Origin of the sequence: Paenibacillus sp. ACRSA (assembly GCF_022346845.1) — a bacterium.
Taxonomy (GTDB): Bacteria; Bacillota; Bacilli; order Paenibacillales; family Paenibacillaceae; genus Paenibacillus.
Genome location: NZ_JAKRNP010000012.1, coordinates 11849 through 28713 on the forward strand (window position 1 = coordinate 11849; position 16865 = coordinate 28713).

A 16865-nucleotide genomic window follows, 5' to 3' on the forward strand; every position below is an offset into this window, starting at 1 on the left:
CAGACTCGCCCGGTCTCAGGTGACAGCTCCTTGCGGAACCATTCTTGTACCCGGCCAGTGCGGTTACAGCATGTGCAAGACCAAATAGGCTAAACACATACCTGCTGATTATATCACGCAATATATTAAAAATCAATGCAAAGGTGAAATATATCTTTTCCCCGTCCCATGACAGGATGAACATAGCTCTACATAAGGTAGAGTGCTCTCTTCACGCACCTTTTTACGCGTTAGTTCCAACAGTCCCAATTTGGTCCAGCCCATTACAAACGCTTTGGTGCGATCCTTCTTGAGCTCACTCTCCAGTGCTGCGGATACTTCTTGACGATTCGAGGCTTCCGTCATATCAATGAAATCTACGATAATCATGCCACCGATATCTCTTAACCGCATGAGACGCGCAATCTCAATCGCCGCCTGCATGTTCGTTTCCGTCACAGTCTCCTCAAGACTATCTCCACCTGCTCCAGTGTATTTGCCTGTGTTTACATCAACCACCGTAAGCGCTTCTGTATGCTCTATAACAATATAACCACCTCCGGGTAACCACACCTTACGAGCAAAATCCTTGTTCAATTGCTCTTGCACCCCATAAGCGGCGAATATCGGTTCTGGCCCCCGGTGTACCTGTACTTGTGGCTGGTGTCCTGGACTGATCTCCTCAAGCAGAGCTGTCACTTCACGGGCTTGCTCCTCGCTATCCGTAATCACCACATCACTGCCTGGCGTGTATACATCCCTGATGATCCGCTGTACCATACTTTGATCCCGATGAAGCAAGCTTGGAGAAGGCAAACTATTCGCTTTTTCACGAATCAAACGCCACTGCTCACGCAATGTTTCAAGGTCAGATTCAATCGCCTCACGCTGTTCCTCTGCAGATACGGTGCGGATAATAAGCCCTTCTTCATCCCTCTTGAGCTGATCACCAAGTGCTTTGAGGCGTGAACGATCCCCTTCGCGGGCAATCTTCTTAGACACGGCTATATAATCTGCCATCGGCATATAGACAAGCCATCGACCCGGCAGTGAATAATGAGTCGTCACCCGCGCTCCTTTACTTCCTACGGGTTCCTTCAGAACCTGAACAATCACATCCTGACCCGGACGAAGCAATTCTGAGATCGAAGGCTTCACTTTAGGCTGTTTCTCCAAGTGAGGATGCAACACGTCATCAACGTATAGGAAAGCATTTTTTCTCTGACCAATATCCACAAAAGCAGCCTGCATACCCGGTAATACGTTGACTACACGCCCTTTGAAAAAGGAGCCTAGCAGCCCTCGCTCTCGTGTACGCTCTGCTGTAAACTCCACAGCTTTGCCTTCTTCCAGAAGCGCCATTTGCATGAGGTTATGTTCGTTATGTACAATCATTTGTTTCATGGCTTCACCTCTAGAAGACAATTCACATCATCCACATCCATTTCTATATCATTGCAATACCCATATGTACATGTATTACCCCAATGAAGGGCAGGTTCACCAGCAACTTATGACTTATCAGCATTTTGTTTGAAATAGGAACTGATAATCCGTTGCTCAGGCAACACAGCTAAAATTCGCCCCTGTTGATTCATTACATATACCATATGGTATCTCTCTCTCTTTAATAGACGCAAAATGGTGTCCAAAGGTTTCGCCGGAAATGAGATTATCGGCTGCGCCAAACTGCCCATAGCTGCATGATGGACAAAAGCCCCTTCTCTATTCATTAAGAAGCGGATAAATCGATAAGGAATATTACGATAATCTGTAACGTTAGAGTAGAACAGAAACAGCCCCACTAAGAGAATATTTAATGGAAGTCCGTAATCGCCAGCAATCCAGCGCACCACAGCATACACAATAACCCCTATACTGACGAGAATACTTATTCTGTACGTCCACATGAGGGTTGTATAATAAGGAGCAATCAGACTGACAAGTGCCTGTACAATTTTACCACCATCCAGTGGCAAGATCGGCAGCAGGTTGAATAAGGCAATAAGCAAATTCCCTTGGATAATGTAGGACAAAAAGATTGGATCTCCAACCTGCATGTATTGCAATAGCAATACTACGCCCACCATGAATATGTTCTGCAAGGGCCCTGCCAGCGCAATCGCAATCTCTCGCCAAGCCGTAAGTTTGCCACCATCCTCAATTACCGCCACCCCGCCAAAAGGGAGCATCTGAATAGATACAACACGGCAACCCAGAAGAGCTGCCGCTGCTGCATGTCCACACTCATGGATGAACACAATGGCAAACAATGTAATAAGCTCAATAAAATGACCGGTTACAAGCGAAGCCAACATGATGATGACAAAGAATGGGTGCATGGAAACACGTACACCCCATAATCTAATCAAGGGCAACCACTTCTGCGGGATCTACATACTGCTCGCCCTCTTTAACAGCAAAATATAAGGTAGCGGGTTGTCCATCATTGCTTGATTTTAGGCTCCCCACTGGAGACCCTGCCTCCACCCAGTCATTCACTTCAACTTCACTCTCATGTAATCGCCCATATATAGCAGTCACATTGCCGGTATGCTGAATCACAACCGTTATGCCACTTTCCGCTTCCCCCAGAACCTGAAGTACACGCCCAGCATCAGAGCTGGCTACTTGTACAAGGCTTGCACCAGCAGCTTCAGGTACGATTTCCACACCCTTCATGCTCAAGGCAAAAGGCTGAACAATGGTTCCCGAGATCGGTTTTGCCATAAGTGAACGAATGCCTGATCCATTGACAACATCTGTTGTATGTCCTAACACAGGTAAAAAGGAGGGTGGACCACCTAAGTTCCGATTATACCAAGCGGCCATGGAGGCAAAGTCCATGTCACGATGAAGTGCGTCCGTAATTACTGTTTTGGGTGAGACACTCCATGCATTGTTCAACTGAAACAATCCCCATACCGCACCAAAGATAACAGCACTAATGACTGTACGGCGTGCTAACGACTTCACTAGATTAAAACGAACCGGATGATCTGATCCGTAGTATCCATTCTCTTTTTTCCATAAAGTCTCCGGATCTCGCTCTTGCTCCGCTCCCCAATTCTTCGCACTGAATAACCCATTCTGACGATCTGCAACCGGCTCCGTCGGCTGTTTCCTCCATACATTCGAATCTGTGCTAGAACTGACTTCCCGCTCTTGAATAATCTCCCTCGTTGCATCATTCAGTAAACGCCGGATGCGCTCTTCTCTTCTCTGCTTGATTCTGAGTTTGGCATTCATAACATATCCTCCCGCCGAGGCTTGTTTAAGATATTCGCTTCGCTTAGATAAGAATCAGAATTCTCTTACTATATCCTATGAAGGTTCCACTGATAATATGAACAAGCTCTAGGTTATTGCAAAAGACTACTGCAGCACGCTCCTTGCTTTCGTTTATTAGGTTCTGATGACGTCTTTATAAAGGTTTCTATAGACTTCTATAATGGAGAAAACGCAAAAAAACCGGGCTGATTGCCCGGCTTTATGTAATAGCTATCTCATCATGGGGACGTAATTAACCCATACCAAAGAATTTTTTGAAGCGTGTGAACGCGCCTTTTTTCTGCTCTAACTGCATCAACGGAACGGTGTCTCCCAAAATACGACGGGCAATATTGCGATACGCAATCGCTGCATTCGAATCTGGATTCATAACCGTTGGCTCTCCGGAATTTGCCGCTTTGATAACCAGTTCATCATCAGGGACAATGCCGATTAGATCAATGTTAAGCACCTGCAGTATACCGTCAATATCGAGCATATCGCCCGACTTCACCATGTTGTTACGAATGCGGTTCACAACGAGCTTCGGAGATTGGATATGTGAGCTCTCCAGCAAGCCAATCACACGATCTGCATCTCGCACAGCAGCGTTCTCAGGTGTAGTTACTACGATTGCTTGGTCTGCACCTGCAACTGCGTTCTTGAATCCTTGCTCAATCCCTGCAGGACAGTCAATAATGACGTACTCAAAATCTTTTTTTAGCTCCAAAATAATATCCTTCACCTGTTCTGGTGATACGGAGTTCTTATCTCTCGTTTGTGCTGCAGGCAGCATATATAATTCTTCGAAACGCTTATCTTTTACTAAAGCTTGATTCAGACGGCAGCGGCCATCTGCCACATCACACAGATCATAAATGATCCGATTTTCGAGTCCCATTACGACATCAAGATTTCGAAGACCGATATCCGTATCTACTAGACAAACTTTTTTTCCGAGCAATGCCAGCGCAGTCCCGATATTTGCTGAGGTGGTGGTTTTACCTACGCCGCCCTTACCCGAAGTGATCACGATTGCCTCTCCCATGAGCTACACTCCTTTAAACACATTAAAATCTCGGCGCAACCGAACGATATTGCTCATCTTGTCGATCTGCATCTGATTGTCCTGCAAATAAGCAAATTCCATGCCAGCCTCTCGACTCTCCCATTCATCAGGAGGACGACTGATAATATCCGCAATACGTAGCTGAGTCGGTGCAAAGACCGATGCCGCTATGATCGCTGTTTCGTCCCCACTGATGCCTGCGTGAGCCATACCTCTGAGTGAACCCATTATATATATATCCCCGGTACACGTCACCGTGCCGCCCGGATTGATATCTCCAAGAAACAAGAGATTTCCATCATGATGAAGCACCTGACCTGAACGCACCATACCACACATCGTCATAATCGGCGGTGACCCTTTAACCTCCGGTTTAAGGGCTGGTGAATCAATGGAACGAATGAGTAAATTACCTTTTTGCTTCAATATATCCAGAATCGATTCTTTCTGGTTCTCCGTGACCTCACGACTGCCTAACTTAATATCCACATGAACGATCGGCCCGGTCAAAATATTTTGATGGCTGTGTTCCAGCTTATAGCGGAGCTCATAGAGCAATTCCTCGAATTCACATTGATCGTCCAACAGGAAAACCAAGCCGTCTCGGATGCCTTTAATCGTTACGTGATTCGATTTTACCGTCATAAGCCTGTCCCTCCCATCTCATTACATTTCGTGCCGGAGCCCCCAAGTTCCTGCTTCTGGTCTCACAAATGGTTCAGGATGCTTCTTGTGGCTTTTTCTGCCTCTTCGTAATCTGCTCCAATTGCTTGCGCAAAGGAACATAAATAATCAATGTGAACACAAAATGAATAAATAAATTAGGAATCATATATTCAAACAGCGCCCAATCAAATGTCACATGGTTCAGACGGAAAAGCTTGTATAGGAAAAATAGTACCGTGTCATTGAGCAAACTCCCTAAAAAGACAACCGTAACCATGATTGGCAGCGGTGCACGCGGAGCCTGAAAAATGAGTCCGATCATATAAGCAGACAGCCCCATGGAGAATCCATAAGGTCCGATCATTTCACCATAGAATACCACATCATGCAGAAGCCCAAACAGTATACCGAGCACTAACGCTGTATGTCGATGATGATAGACAGCAAAAAAGAGAATCACAATATATACCAGATTGGCGGAAATCCGCATCTGCCATGCCTCAGGAATCAGCAGGGGGAGTATCGTTCCCTCAGCAATGAACAGCACGAACAACAACAGAATCAAGACTTGCTTACGTGTAACCACTATTCCTTCACCTCAGGTGGAATGATTACGATAAGCTCTTTCCAATCTAGAAAACTGGCATAAGGCTCAATAGTAGCCGTGCTTGTTAAACCGAATTCACTTTTCTCAACACTTTCGACCTTACCAATTCGCATGTATTTCGGAAAGTTATTAATAATACCTGAAGAAATAATTTCGTCGCCTTCTTTGATATTCGAATCTTCAGCGATCTTCGTCATTTTCAGCATACCTGTCTTCGGATCATAACTCTCGATCATACCAAACACTTTCTCCTTGCCAACGGCTGTAGCCGCAATGGCATTCGAATTGGGATCATTCGCATCCATCGAAGTCAACAAATTAACGGTTGAAGTGTATGAGCTAACATGACTGACTACACCAACAAGCCCCTGCTGTGAAGTTACCGCCATTCCAGGCTGGATACCTGCATTTTCTCCAATGTCGATGTTAATCGTTCTACTGTTAGGATCAGAATTGGCACTAATAACTTGTGCAATACGTGACCCGTAGTTATACCGGTTCTTCTGTTCATCTGTAAAATTAAGTGCTTCTTGTAATTGCTTGTTCACTTGCTCCATATCATTATACTTCAATCGATCTCGGGTGTAGTGACCCAATGCAATCCGGAGTTCTTCATTCTCTGAATATACCGCACGCATGTTCGATACATCTTTGAAAAAGCCCGCTACATAAGAAGCGGGCTTGTAAAATACGTATTGTACAAATCCGACTGAATCCTTCAGGAATTTCTCCGGCCAGGATAGAGCGGTTCGCGGACCGAGCGTAAAGCCCATCAACGCGATAAATGTAACAAGGCCCACCAGCAAAACAAAAAGTCTTTTGTTGCCCAGCAGCTTAAACAGTTCCAACACCCTCTAACATCCATTATTCTCTTCCGAGCCATGCCCGGTGGGGAGACTGTCCGATCATAGTCCCGTCGAGAATATTCACAAGCCTCCCCGGGCAGCGGGTAATAGCTCTTTCGGCTGTACCGACCCTCTTCATTGGCTATTGTCTCTTGAGGATTTCGATCTACCTCACGAAACAATTCGAATACAATTATCGTTTAGAACGAACTGCTGAACTACTTCTGCTTTTGAATAAATGGATGTTCTCAAGAGCTTTTCCTGTCCCGATTGCCACGCAATCAAGCGGGTTCTCCGCCACAATAACCGGCATACCTGTCTCGCCTGCAAGCAACTTGTCCAAATTACGCAGCAAAGCTCCTCCGCCTGTCAGAACGATTCCACGATCCATAATATCCGCTGCAAGCTCAGGCGGACACTTCTCTAGTGTTACTTTAACTGCGTCAACGATCGCATTTACCGTATCTGCCAGTGCTTCACTAATTTCATCAGATGTAATCGTAATTGTTTTTGGCAGACCTGTAACTAGGTCACGACCGCGAATTTCCATGGTCTCCACTTGCTCAAGCGGCATAGCTGATCCAATGTCCATTTTCAATTGTTCGGATGTACGCTCACCAATCATCAGGTTATATTGACGTTTAATGTATTGAATAACGGATTCATCCATCTCGTCACCTGCCACACGTACTGAACGGCTTGTTACAATCCCGCCGAGAGAAATAACCGCTACTTCCGTCGTACCGCCACCAATATCTACAACCATACTGCCCGTCGGCTCCCATACAGGAAGGTCAGCACCAATTGCAGCAGCAAAAGGCTCTTCAATGGTGTATGCTTCACGAGCTCCAGCTTGTTTGGTCGCATCTTCTACAGCACGTTGTTCAACGGCTGTAATGCCGGAAGGTACACATACCATTACGTTAGGATGACGTTGAAACATCGAACGTTGTTTTTGTGCCTGACGAATGAAATATTTAATCATCGTTGCCGTTGTATCAAAATCAGCGATAACGCCGTCTTTCATCGGACGAATGGCACGGATGTTCCCCGGTGTACGACCAATCATTTTTTTAGCAGATTCACCCACGGCTTCAATGCTTTTAGTATCTGTGCGCAGAGCGACTACGGAAGGTTCCCGCACCACAATTCCTTTTCCACGTACATAAACCAATGTATTCGCTGTCCCCAAATCAATCCCCAAATCTTTCGTAAAACCACCAAACATGACGTAATCTCCTTTTCTGCCTCATATAGCCGCCCCAGCTTGAGAGCTAGAGCGTTTCATTTGCATTCATACCGCAATCGCGGAGCTAATATTTGCATTGAATTTTTTTGTTGTATCCATCGTTTAGTTGCATCAGTAAAGTGAACCTATCTTCTACGGACAACGCCGTCATCATTCATAGGAAAACATCAACGCCAACCATTATATTATACTAAGCCCTTCTCCTTCAAACTTACGTATGTTCCATCTCCGATAATAAGGTGATCTAGCACGTCTATACCTACGATGCTACCGGCTTCAATCAGTCTCTTGGTGATTTGGATATCCTCCGGGCTTGGCGTGGGATCACCGCTAGGATGGTTGTGCGCACAGACAATAGAGGCGCTACTACATTTGATGGCAGCTCGAAATACTTCACGTGGATGGACAATCGAAGCATTAAGGCTACCCATGGAGAGTGTTTCCTGGGCAATAATATGATTTTTGCTATTCAAAAAAAGGCACACAAAATGTTCCTTTTGCAAATAACGCATTTGTTCAACCAGAATATCCGCCGCATCACGTGGTGTCCGGATGGAAGGCGATTGTGTCAGCTTGCTCTTGGCAATGCGATGTCCCAGCTCAATACTCGCTTTTAATTGCACAGCCTTCGCTTTACCGATACCCTTCATGGCTGTCAGCTCTTCGAGACTTTGATCCATCAACGAACGGATCCCACCGGCGTCAGTTATAATCCGCTGTGCTAGATGCACTGCAGATTCATTCTTCGTACCTGTCCGAAGTAAAATAGCCAGCAGTTCTGCATGGCTTAAAGCGCCCGCCCCATATTCCATCAAGCGTTCTCTCGGGCGTTCTTCTTGGGGGATGTCGCGCATCATATACTGAGCCGACTCCATAGGTTCCCTCTTTTCACATCGTCAATCCTTAAGATTCATGCTCTTGGTAGCACATGGATTCCGAATCCATCTAACATGTCACTTAGCAAAGGTAAAGACAAGCCTACCACATTAAAGTAACAGCCTTCAATGCGGTCTACTAGTGAAGCACCAATACCTTGAATAGCATATGAACCTGCTTTGTCCATCGGTTCTCCTGTCTGAACATACCCACGAATGGTCGCTTCAGACAATTCCTTCATGGTCACATCTGTCTGTCGGTAATTAACCACAGATTGCCCATTACCAGCATCAATACAAGCTATCCCCGTAAATACACGATGTGTGCGACTCTGAAGTTTGGTCAACATTCGTTCAGCATCCTGTTCATCTACGGGCTTTCCTAAAATTTCGCCATCCAGAACCACAATGGTATCACTACCTACAATGACCGCATCCGATCCACGACCGTCAAGATCCCGAAAGACTACGAGCGCTTTGCGCATAGCGAGTTCCTGAACCGTCTGTTCAGGTGTCCATTCTACGGGTGTGTCTTCATCTGCATGGCTTGGTATTACTTCAAAAGCTAAATGAAGTGAAGCGATCAGCTCTTTGCGCCGCGGCGAAGTGGAGGCAAGAATTATAGGGCGCTGTTGTACATTTTCCACAATAAATGGCTCCTTATGCTACAGCGACATCTGCTCGTATCACAAAAATTGATGTCGTTTGTCTATTTTTCTCGTCATAATCCGTCATTCTCCTACAGTCTGCGATACAGCCATACGGCAAATATAATCCCAAACAGACTTAGGAGGCTCATTTGAAATTGAAGTGAAATGTCATAACTAAAAATATCTAGATCAGCCTGAGGCGACCAACGAATGGTCGTGGCTTTAGTCAGAAAAGCTACAGCCTTAACGGGCTGTAGTGCCTTGGCGATCCAAGCTCCGGCTAACCAGCCGAGCAATAGGAACAATATTAACATGCCGAAGTTTTTTTTCATCGGTTATCTTCCCTCGCCATTTTTTGACACCCACATTATTATACGGGGTTTTGTACGTCAATACAAACACAAATCCGGCAAGGGGAACTATTTCCAGTTCCTTGCCGGACAGGGATTCCAAGTCATTGTTATGAGAAGAAATTTTATTGTTTCATCATCTCAATCCACTGTTTCTGCGCCAAAACATATTCCATCAAGTTAGCCTGAACCGTCCACATGTGCACATCAGCCGGATTTTTATTGTATTCAGCCACTGCTGTAATAGCACTGTTCATTGACTTCTCCATGCTAGAAACAATCGTACTCGCCTCAGGGTTAAGCCCTTGAGCCAAGCTGTTAATACCGCTCAACCACGATTCATGCTGGTTCTGCAATACACTCATCGTTTCAGTAGGAACCGCCTGAGGTGTGACTTGTCCAAGTTGATTAATCGAGAGCGTGGATAACTGATCTACCAGTACGGAGCTACTCGCAAAAAGATTCTCCACATCCTTTTCTAATCCACCCCATGCAGATAAATTAATGGCAGGCACTGCGATTTCTTTGACATACAATTCAACGCCCTCAGCCTTCAACCTTGAGCTTAACAATTTGGCTTCTTCACGATCCGCAGAGATACCTGCATACACCCGATTCCCATCCTCTGGATCAGTACCTGCAGCTATCCCTACCTGAGCCAACTCAAGCTTGGCTTGTTCCGCACGTTCAGGTGAACTGAAGACGCCATATTGCAGAGCATAATAATTGCCTCCGGTCATTGCCGCCTGATTCGCTTCTCCTGCCGCTGCTGTTATTTCTTGTTCCTCCACGGTAGACACCGTCTGATTCCCTGGTAAGTTTACAATGGAGTCCGTGCCATCTTTATTAAAAAAGGACAGGATCACCATTCCAAAGAGCGCGCCGGTGACTAGAGCACCCGTCACTGATCCAATCATTTTCCAACCTCTTGGAGGACGATTGCGCTTATACGAATACTGATCATGGGTTGCTAACCAGTCATGGTCTGTATATTCTGGGTTGTTCCTTGAAGATGCTTGGTCATCATCTTCATGCAGGTAATCATATGGTTCTGAATGGGCATAAGGAGACTCTGTGGCATTAGGCTTGTTATCTTGTCCTCTTTTGGGATTGGAACGAAAATCAGAATCGGGCTCGGATGGGCCCATGCTAGTTAGAACCGTCTCACCCCAATCTACAGGGATATCTTCTGGTTCCCATGCTGGTGTTTTTGCTATATGCAAAGGCTCTTGGTTCTGTGGGATCTCCTCTTTTAACATAAAAGGCTCCCCTACCACTGACTGTCCTTTGTTTACAGGCTTGTCCGACTCCTTATCCCCAAAACGAAACGTCATTCTAGCATTACTCACCCCGAACCCTCTCCTTTGTCCCATAATAGAGGTTGCTCAAAAAAATCATCTTACCTTTACGACCATGAAAACCGGTCTTTTTGAACAAGCATGTATTACAGCTATATGCATTGAACAGGCAGTTTAGAACCTCTTAAATGAAAAAACCGCCTGCTTCACGAAGAAGACAGACGGCTTGCATGACAAATATATTTCCGGTTCTCTGAGTACAAATGAGCTATTTCAAAGATTTGGCCAACGTGTCGCCAACCTTCCAAATATCCCCTGCACCCATTGTAAGTACAAGATCTCCTGGTTGTAAACGGTGCTGCAGATCAGCCACAACCTCTTCCTTTGTTGGAAGATATCGCGCAGAAGCATTGCTGTTCTGAACAATCAATTCTACCAATTTCGCAGAATGAACACCTTCGATTTCTTTTTCACCAGCAGGCGAATAAATGTCTGTAATCAGCACTTCATCCGCTTCGGCAAAAGCACGACTGAACGCATCCAGCAAGAAGAACGTCCGTGTGTAACGCTGCGGTTGGAATACGGCAATAATCCGTTTCCCTGTCGCTTTGGCTGCACTAATGGTCGCTTCAATTTCCGTTGGATGATGAGCATAATCGTCGATAATCAACATATCACGTGCTTCACCCAGCACCTGGAATCTGCGTTTGGCTCCATGAAACTGAATAATCGCCGCTGTAATTTGCTCGAATGGAATACCTGCTTCCAGACAAGTAATAACTGTAGCCATCGCATTATAAACGTTATGTTTACCCGGCACAGACAGCTCGACGGTCCCCATTGCTGCACCTTGATGATTCATTGTGAATGAAATGCGGCGATCACCAAGCACGATATCTGTTGCTGTATAATCTGCAGCCTGATCAATACCATACGTTGTAACACGTGACTTCAATGCCGGAAGAATGGCTTGCACATTCTCATCGTCAGCACATACAATCGCCGTGCCTTCTGGACGAATCTGGCTCAGAAACTGCACATACGCTTTTTTGAGTTCCTCAAAGTCGCTGTTGTAGTTCTCCAAATGGTCAGCTTCAATGTTGGTCACAATACCGAGCCAAGGATGATATTGCAAAAATGAACCATCACTCTCATCGGCTTCAGCAACGACCCAGTCGCCTTGACCAGCCTTCGCGTTGGTGCCCACATTCATGATCTCCCCACCGATAATATACGTTGGGTCTGTATCACATTTTTCCATAACAAGGGCAATCATGGACGAGGTTGTTGTTTTACCGTGTGCCCCAGCAACAGCTACTCCCTTACGCTCGTTCAACAGACGCGCAAGCATCTGAGCTCTGTGCAGAATCGGGATATTGAGCTGCTCTGCCGCAACCCGTTCCACATTGTCAGCCGGAGCTGCCGTTGAGTACACAACCAAGTCTGCGCCGTTGACGTGCTCCGCCGTATGTCCGATATATATTTTCGCTCCTTTGGCTGCCAACTTCTCGGTCAACTCCTGTGAAGCGACATCCGATCCGGTAACGGTGTATCCCATCTCAAGCATAACTCTGGCGATGGCACTCATACCATATCCGCCAATTCCTATAAAATGAACGTGTTCCGATGTATTTAACAAAACTTTCACCAACCTTTTTCAGAATCGGTTTGATGCAAAAGGGCTGCTCGCACATCTGCAATTAAATACAGTGTACCAGACACTACCCCCAGATCCTCCGCTTCCGTCCGTGACTTCAATAGATCAAGTGCCTTCGCCCATTCAGGCTCGACGATGATTTCCAGCTCCGGCTTCGCAATGGCAGGACGTACTTGTTCGACAATCTGCAGCAGATCGGCTGCATCCATTTTGCGTCGGAAATCTGGTTCGGTCAGGATCAGCGTATCCACTAGTGGCAGTATATGCTGCAAATACGCTTCGTGATGCTTATTCGCCAGCATACCCATCATCAAATTTAACTTGTTGTGGGGATATACGTCGATAATGCTCTTGGCTAGGGATTCAGCGCCTTCAGGATTATGTGCTCCGTCCAGAACAATTCGGGGTTCGTCGATGACTTTCTCGAACCGCCCTGCCCAGAAGGCATGCTCCATTCCAAGTAGAATATCTTCTTCATCCAACATAAATGCCATGTACTGGCGTAGCAATTCAAGTACCATAAGCGCACCCGCTGCATTGTCACATTGATGTACACCTTGCATACGAATACGAACGTCCAACTCACGGAAAGGTCCTGCAAAATGAAAAGATTGACCCTTCTCGTCGCTATCCAGCCTATGATAAGTAAACTGTCTACCAGCCAAGTATACGGTTGATCGAAGTCGCTCTGCCGTCTCCTCAATCACCTTCACTGCTTCAGGTTGAGTTGCGAGAGTAACGACCGGTACACCCGGTTTAATGATCCCCGCCTTCTCGCTTGCAATCATTTCAATGGTATCGCCGAGTACATCTGTATGATCCATACCAATGTTAGTGATGATCGATACGACAGGTGTAACAATATTCGTTACGTCCATCCTTCCCCCCAGCCCAGTTTCCCATACTACAACATCGGGGTAACACTCTTCCGCGTAGTAAAGGAGGGCCAGTGCCGTCGACACCTCAAACATCGTAGGTGAACCAAGCTCGGTAGCTGCCATATCATGCACCAAAGGATGTAATCGATTAGACAATTTCAACAATGTCTCTTCAGGAATATCTTCCCCGTTATACTGGAAACGGTTCGTAAACTTCGTAATATACGGCGATGTAAATGTGCCAACATCATATCCCGCCTGAAGAAGAACTGACGTCAAAAAAGCGCAAGTCGAACCTTTGCCGTTCGTTCCCGCGACATGAATAAATTTAAGACGTTGATGTGGATTACCGAGCCGGGACATCAATTCTATGATTCGTTCCAGTCCGGGTCTGATTCCAAAAGGAATAAGACCATTAATCCAGTCCACAGCCTCGTTATACGTTCGTAAAGGCGTATTCACACCTGTCTCATTAAGTTCAGTCATCTGCTTCACCTTCGGTCATGAGTTTGATTGAAAAAAGCGGCCGGATGGCGTCATTCATGTCCACCCGACCCAGATATTCTTAACCTTTCAGTTCCTTGATCCGGGCAATAACTTTATCCCGTTTATCCGAGTAATCCGCTTGTTTGGCACGCTCTTCTTCGATAACCTTGGCCGGAGCCTTAGCAACAAATCCTTCGTTTGCCAGCTTTTTCTCTACACGGAGTACTTCGCCTTCAAGGTTCTGTAACTCTTTTTCTAGGCGAGCCACTTCCTGCTCAATATCAATAAGTCCTGCCAGCGGCAAATACAACTCAGCACCTGTAATGACAGCAGTCATTGCTTTATCCGGTGAATTGAGATCAAGCCCACTGTCGAACTCGGACGTATTACAGAATCGTTGGATGTAGTGGCTATTGCGCTCAATGATGCTATACGCCTCTGGGCTGTTCGCTTTCACCATCAACTCAATCTTCTTACTCATTGGCACGTTCACTTCAGCGCGAATGTTACGAACGGCACGAATCGTATCCATCAACAGATTCATCTCTGCAACGGCTTCCGGATTTTCCAAAGCTGGATCATATACCGGCCAAGCAGCCAGTGTGATGGTCTCGCCTTCATGGGGTAGATGCTGCCAAATTTCCTCGGAGATATACGGCATAAACGGATGAATCAAGCGCATTGTCTGATCGAGCACATAAGCCAATACGGATTGTGTTTTTTTCTTCGCCACAGGATCCTCGCCGTAGAATGACAGTTTGGCAAACTCAATATACCAGTCACAGAGATCATCCCAGATGAAGTTATACAGCAAACGGCCTGTTTCCCCAAATTCGTATGCTTCGATTAGACGCGTAATATCTCGGGAAGTTTCGTTCAGACGGTGCAAAATCCAATAGTCTGCTGTTCCAAGCTCTCCAGAGATGTCGCGATCTTCGAACGTGAACCCTTCTAAATTCATCAGAGCGAAACGAGAAGCGTTCCAGATTTTGTTCGCAAAGTTACGCGCCTGCTCTACACGCTCCCAGCGGAAACGTAAATCCTGACCTGGCGTGCTGCTTGTTGAGATCATATAACGCATCGCATCCGCGCCATATTTTTCGATAACATCAAGCGGATCTACACCGTTGCCCAGTGATTTGGACATTTTGCGTCCATCTGCATCACGAACAAGACCATGCATCAAGACATCCTTAAACGGAACTTCATCCGTGAACTCCAATGCTGTAAAGATCATACGTGATACCCAGAAGTAGATAATGTCATAACCCGTTACAAGTACACTTGTTGGGTAATAACGTTGCAGATCTTCTGTCTCTTCCGGCCATCCAAGTGTAGAGAACGGCCATAGAGCAGAACTGAACCATGTATCCAATACGTCCTCATCTTGTCTAAGCTTACGTCCAGCATTTTCAGGTAATGTCGTTGGATCTTCTGCAGATACGATGATTTCACCTGTCTCTTCGTCATACCAAGCAGGGATACGATGTCCCCACCACAACTGACGAGAAATACACCAATCGCGAACATTTTCGATCCAGTTGAGATATGTTTTCTCAAAGCGGTCTGGGACGAAGTTTACGCCATCTCCACCTTTTTGCTTCTGAATGGCTCTTTCTGCAAGAGGTTTCATCTCTACGAACCATTGCGTGGACAAATATGGCTCAACTACAGCTCCAGTCCGTTCGCTATGTCCAACTTGGTGTGTATGATCCTCGATGTTAATCAGTACACCGAGTTCCTTCAGATCCGCTACAATCTGCTTACGGCAGTCGCTGCGATCAAGTCCTTGATATTTGCCAGCCTCTTCATTCATCGTACCGGTCTCATCCATTACCGTGATCTGAGGCAGATTATGACGCTGACCTACTTCAAAGTCATTCGGATCATGAGCAGGCGTGATTTTAACCGCACCACTCCCGAACTCTTTATCCACATAATCATCGGCAACAATCGGAATTTCGCGTCCGATAATAGGCAATACGAGCATTTTGCCAATCATATCTGCATAACGCTCATCTTTTGGATGGACAGCAACCGCTGTATCGCCAAGCATCGTTTCAGGACGTGTTGTTGCTACGGTAACGTAACCACTTCCGTCTTTGAGTGGATAACGCAGATGATACAAGTGACCCTGTACTTCTTTGTACTCAACTTCAATATCGGACAAGGCTGTCCGGTTTACTGGATCCCAGTTGATAATACGTTTGCCTCTGTAAATGAGACCTTTCTCGTACAATTGAACAAAGACTTTACGTACAGCTTGAGACAACCCTTCATCCAACGTAAAACGCTCACGTGAATAATCGAGAGAAAGCCCCATTTTACCCCATTGCTGACGAATTGTTGTTGCATACTGATCTTTCCAGTCCCATACTTTATCCAAAAACTTCTCGCGTCCAAGGTCATAACGAGTTAGACCTTCTTCACGTAGCTTCTGCTCAACTTTGGTTTGTGTAGCAATACCTGCGTGGTCTGAACCCGGCAACCATAGCGCATCATACCCTTGCATCCGTTTGGTACGGATCAGAATATCCTGTAATGTAAAGTCAAGTGCATGCCCAATGTGCAGCATCCCTGTTACGTTAGGTGGTGGGATTACAATGGTAAAAGGCTCAGCGTCCTTACGTTGTCCTGCCTTGAAATATCCACGTTCCGTCCAAAAGGAGTACCATTTCTGCTCGGCAGCTTTTGGATCATAGGTTGTTGGCATTTCAGGTGTAGCTGAATTTTTTTGTTCAGACATGTGTCATTCCTCCGTTACTTAATCATCATCGCCAAAAAACAAAAAAACCTTTCATCCATCAAAGGACGAAAGGTTAGCTTTCGCGGTACCACCTTTGTTTCACGCAGACCAAAAAATACAGATCTCCCTTACGGGTACACGTGACACTTCAAGCAGATAACGGCTGCTACCGGCCTATCCTACCTCACAATGAAATCATCCATCAGATCATTCCGTGAATTCAAATAGGCAACTCCCGGG

General features: G+C 46.0%; 15 protein-coding genes and 1 other annotated feature (1 of these 16 cut by a window edge). All 15 genes read right to left on the reverse strand.

Going from position 1 to position 16865, the window contains the following annotated elements; genetic code table 11:
- Positions 1-132: 132 nt before the first annotated feature.
- The 15 genes from MH215_RS24250 to MH215_RS24320 all read right to left on the reverse strand — a co-directional run bounded on the left by MH215_RS24250 (position 133) and on the right by MH215_RS24320 (position 16625).
- Positions 133-1383 (reverse strand): Rne/Rng family ribonuclease, encoded by a 1251-nt coding sequence (locus tag MH215_RS24250; protein WP_145049929.1) that lies wholly within the window; start codon positions 1381-1383, stop codon positions 133-135.
- A gap of 107 nt (positions 1384-1490) precedes the next feature.
- Positions 1491-2351, reverse strand: coding sequence for a M50 family metallopeptidase (locus MH215_RS24255; protein WP_239293673.1), 861 nt, complete (start codon positions 2349-2351; stop codon positions 1491-1493).
- Positions 2344-3228: a M23 family metallopeptidase gene (locus tag MH215_RS24260; protein ID WP_239293674.1), complete on the reverse strand. Its 885-nt coding sequence runs from the start codon at positions 3226-3228 to the stop codon at positions 2344-2346. Before MH215_RS24260 ends, MH215_RS24255 begins: the two co-directional genes overlap by 8 nt.
- Before the next feature lie 274 nt (positions 3229-3502).
- Complete coding sequence (minD, locus tag MH215_RS24265; protein ID WP_056697960.1) at positions 3503-4297, reverse strand: septum site-determining protein MinD; 795 nt, start codon at positions 4295-4297, stop codon at positions 3503-3505.
- Between the two features lie 3 nt (positions 4298-4300).
- On the reverse strand, positions 4301-4963 hold the full coding sequence (gene minC / locus MH215_RS24270; RefSeq protein ID WP_239293675.1) for a septum site-determining protein MinC: 663 nt from the start codon (positions 4961-4963) through the stop codon (positions 4301-4303).
- Between the two features lie 73 nt (positions 4964-5036).
- Entirely contained in the window at positions 5037-5570 is a 534-nt protein-coding gene (gene mreD / locus MH215_RS24275) for a rod shape-determining protein MreD (protein ID WP_239293676.1), read from the reverse strand.
- Entirely contained in the window at positions 5570-6442 is an 873-nt protein-coding gene (gene mreC, locus MH215_RS24280; protein ID WP_239293677.1) for a rod shape-determining protein MreC, read from the reverse strand. The genes mreD and mreC overlap by 1 nt, the downstream gene beginning before the upstream one ends.
- A 187-nt stretch (positions 6443-6629) precedes the next feature.
- Entirely contained in the window at positions 6630-7664 is a 1035-nt protein-coding gene (locus MH215_RS24285) for a rod shape-determining protein (protein WP_056697973.1), read from the reverse strand.
- A gap of 206 nt (positions 7665-7870) precedes the next feature.
- Entirely contained in the window at positions 7871-8560 is a 690-nt protein-coding gene (radC, locus tag MH215_RS24290) for a RadC family protein (RefSeq protein WP_128103300.1), read from the reverse strand.
- Between the two features lie 35 nt (positions 8561-8595).
- On the reverse strand, positions 8596-9207 hold the full coding sequence (locus tag MH215_RS24295) for a Maf family protein (RefSeq protein ID WP_239293678.1): 612 nt from the start codon (positions 9205-9207) through the stop codon (positions 8596-8598).
- A 92-nt stretch (positions 9208-9299) separates the two neighbouring features.
- The gene (locus tag MH215_RS24300; RefSeq protein ID WP_056697981.1) at positions 9300-9542 is read right to left on the reverse strand and encodes a DUF4321 domain-containing protein; all 243 of its coding nucleotides are present in this window, start codon (positions 9540-9542) and stop codon (positions 9300-9302) included.
- Positions 9543-9685: 143 nt separating this feature from the next.
- Positions 9686-10909 (reverse strand): SPOR domain-containing protein, encoded by a 1224-nt coding sequence (locus MH215_RS29290; RefSeq protein WP_239293679.1) that lies wholly within the window; start codon positions 10907-10909, stop codon positions 9686-9688.
- A gap of 217 nt (positions 10910-11126) precedes the next feature.
- Positions 11127-12446, reverse strand: coding sequence for a UDP-N-acetylmuramate--L-alanine ligase (gene murC, locus MH215_RS24310; RefSeq protein ID WP_239293717.1), 1320 nt, complete (start codon positions 12444-12446; stop codon positions 11127-11129).
- Between the two features lie 56 nt (positions 12447-12502).
- Positions 12503-13879, reverse strand: coding sequence for a bifunctional folylpolyglutamate synthase/dihydrofolate synthase (locus MH215_RS24315; protein ID WP_239293680.1), 1377 nt, complete (start codon positions 13877-13879; stop codon positions 12503-12505).
- A 79-nt stretch (positions 13880-13958) separates the two neighbouring features.
- Complete coding sequence (locus MH215_RS24320; protein ID WP_056697992.1) at positions 13959-16625, reverse strand: valine--tRNA ligase; 2667 nt, start codon at positions 16623-16625, stop codon at positions 13959-13961.
- A 58-nt stretch (positions 16626-16683) separates the two neighbouring features.
- Positions 16684-16865: a binding site (T-box leader), on the reverse strand; it runs 96 nt beyond the window's last position.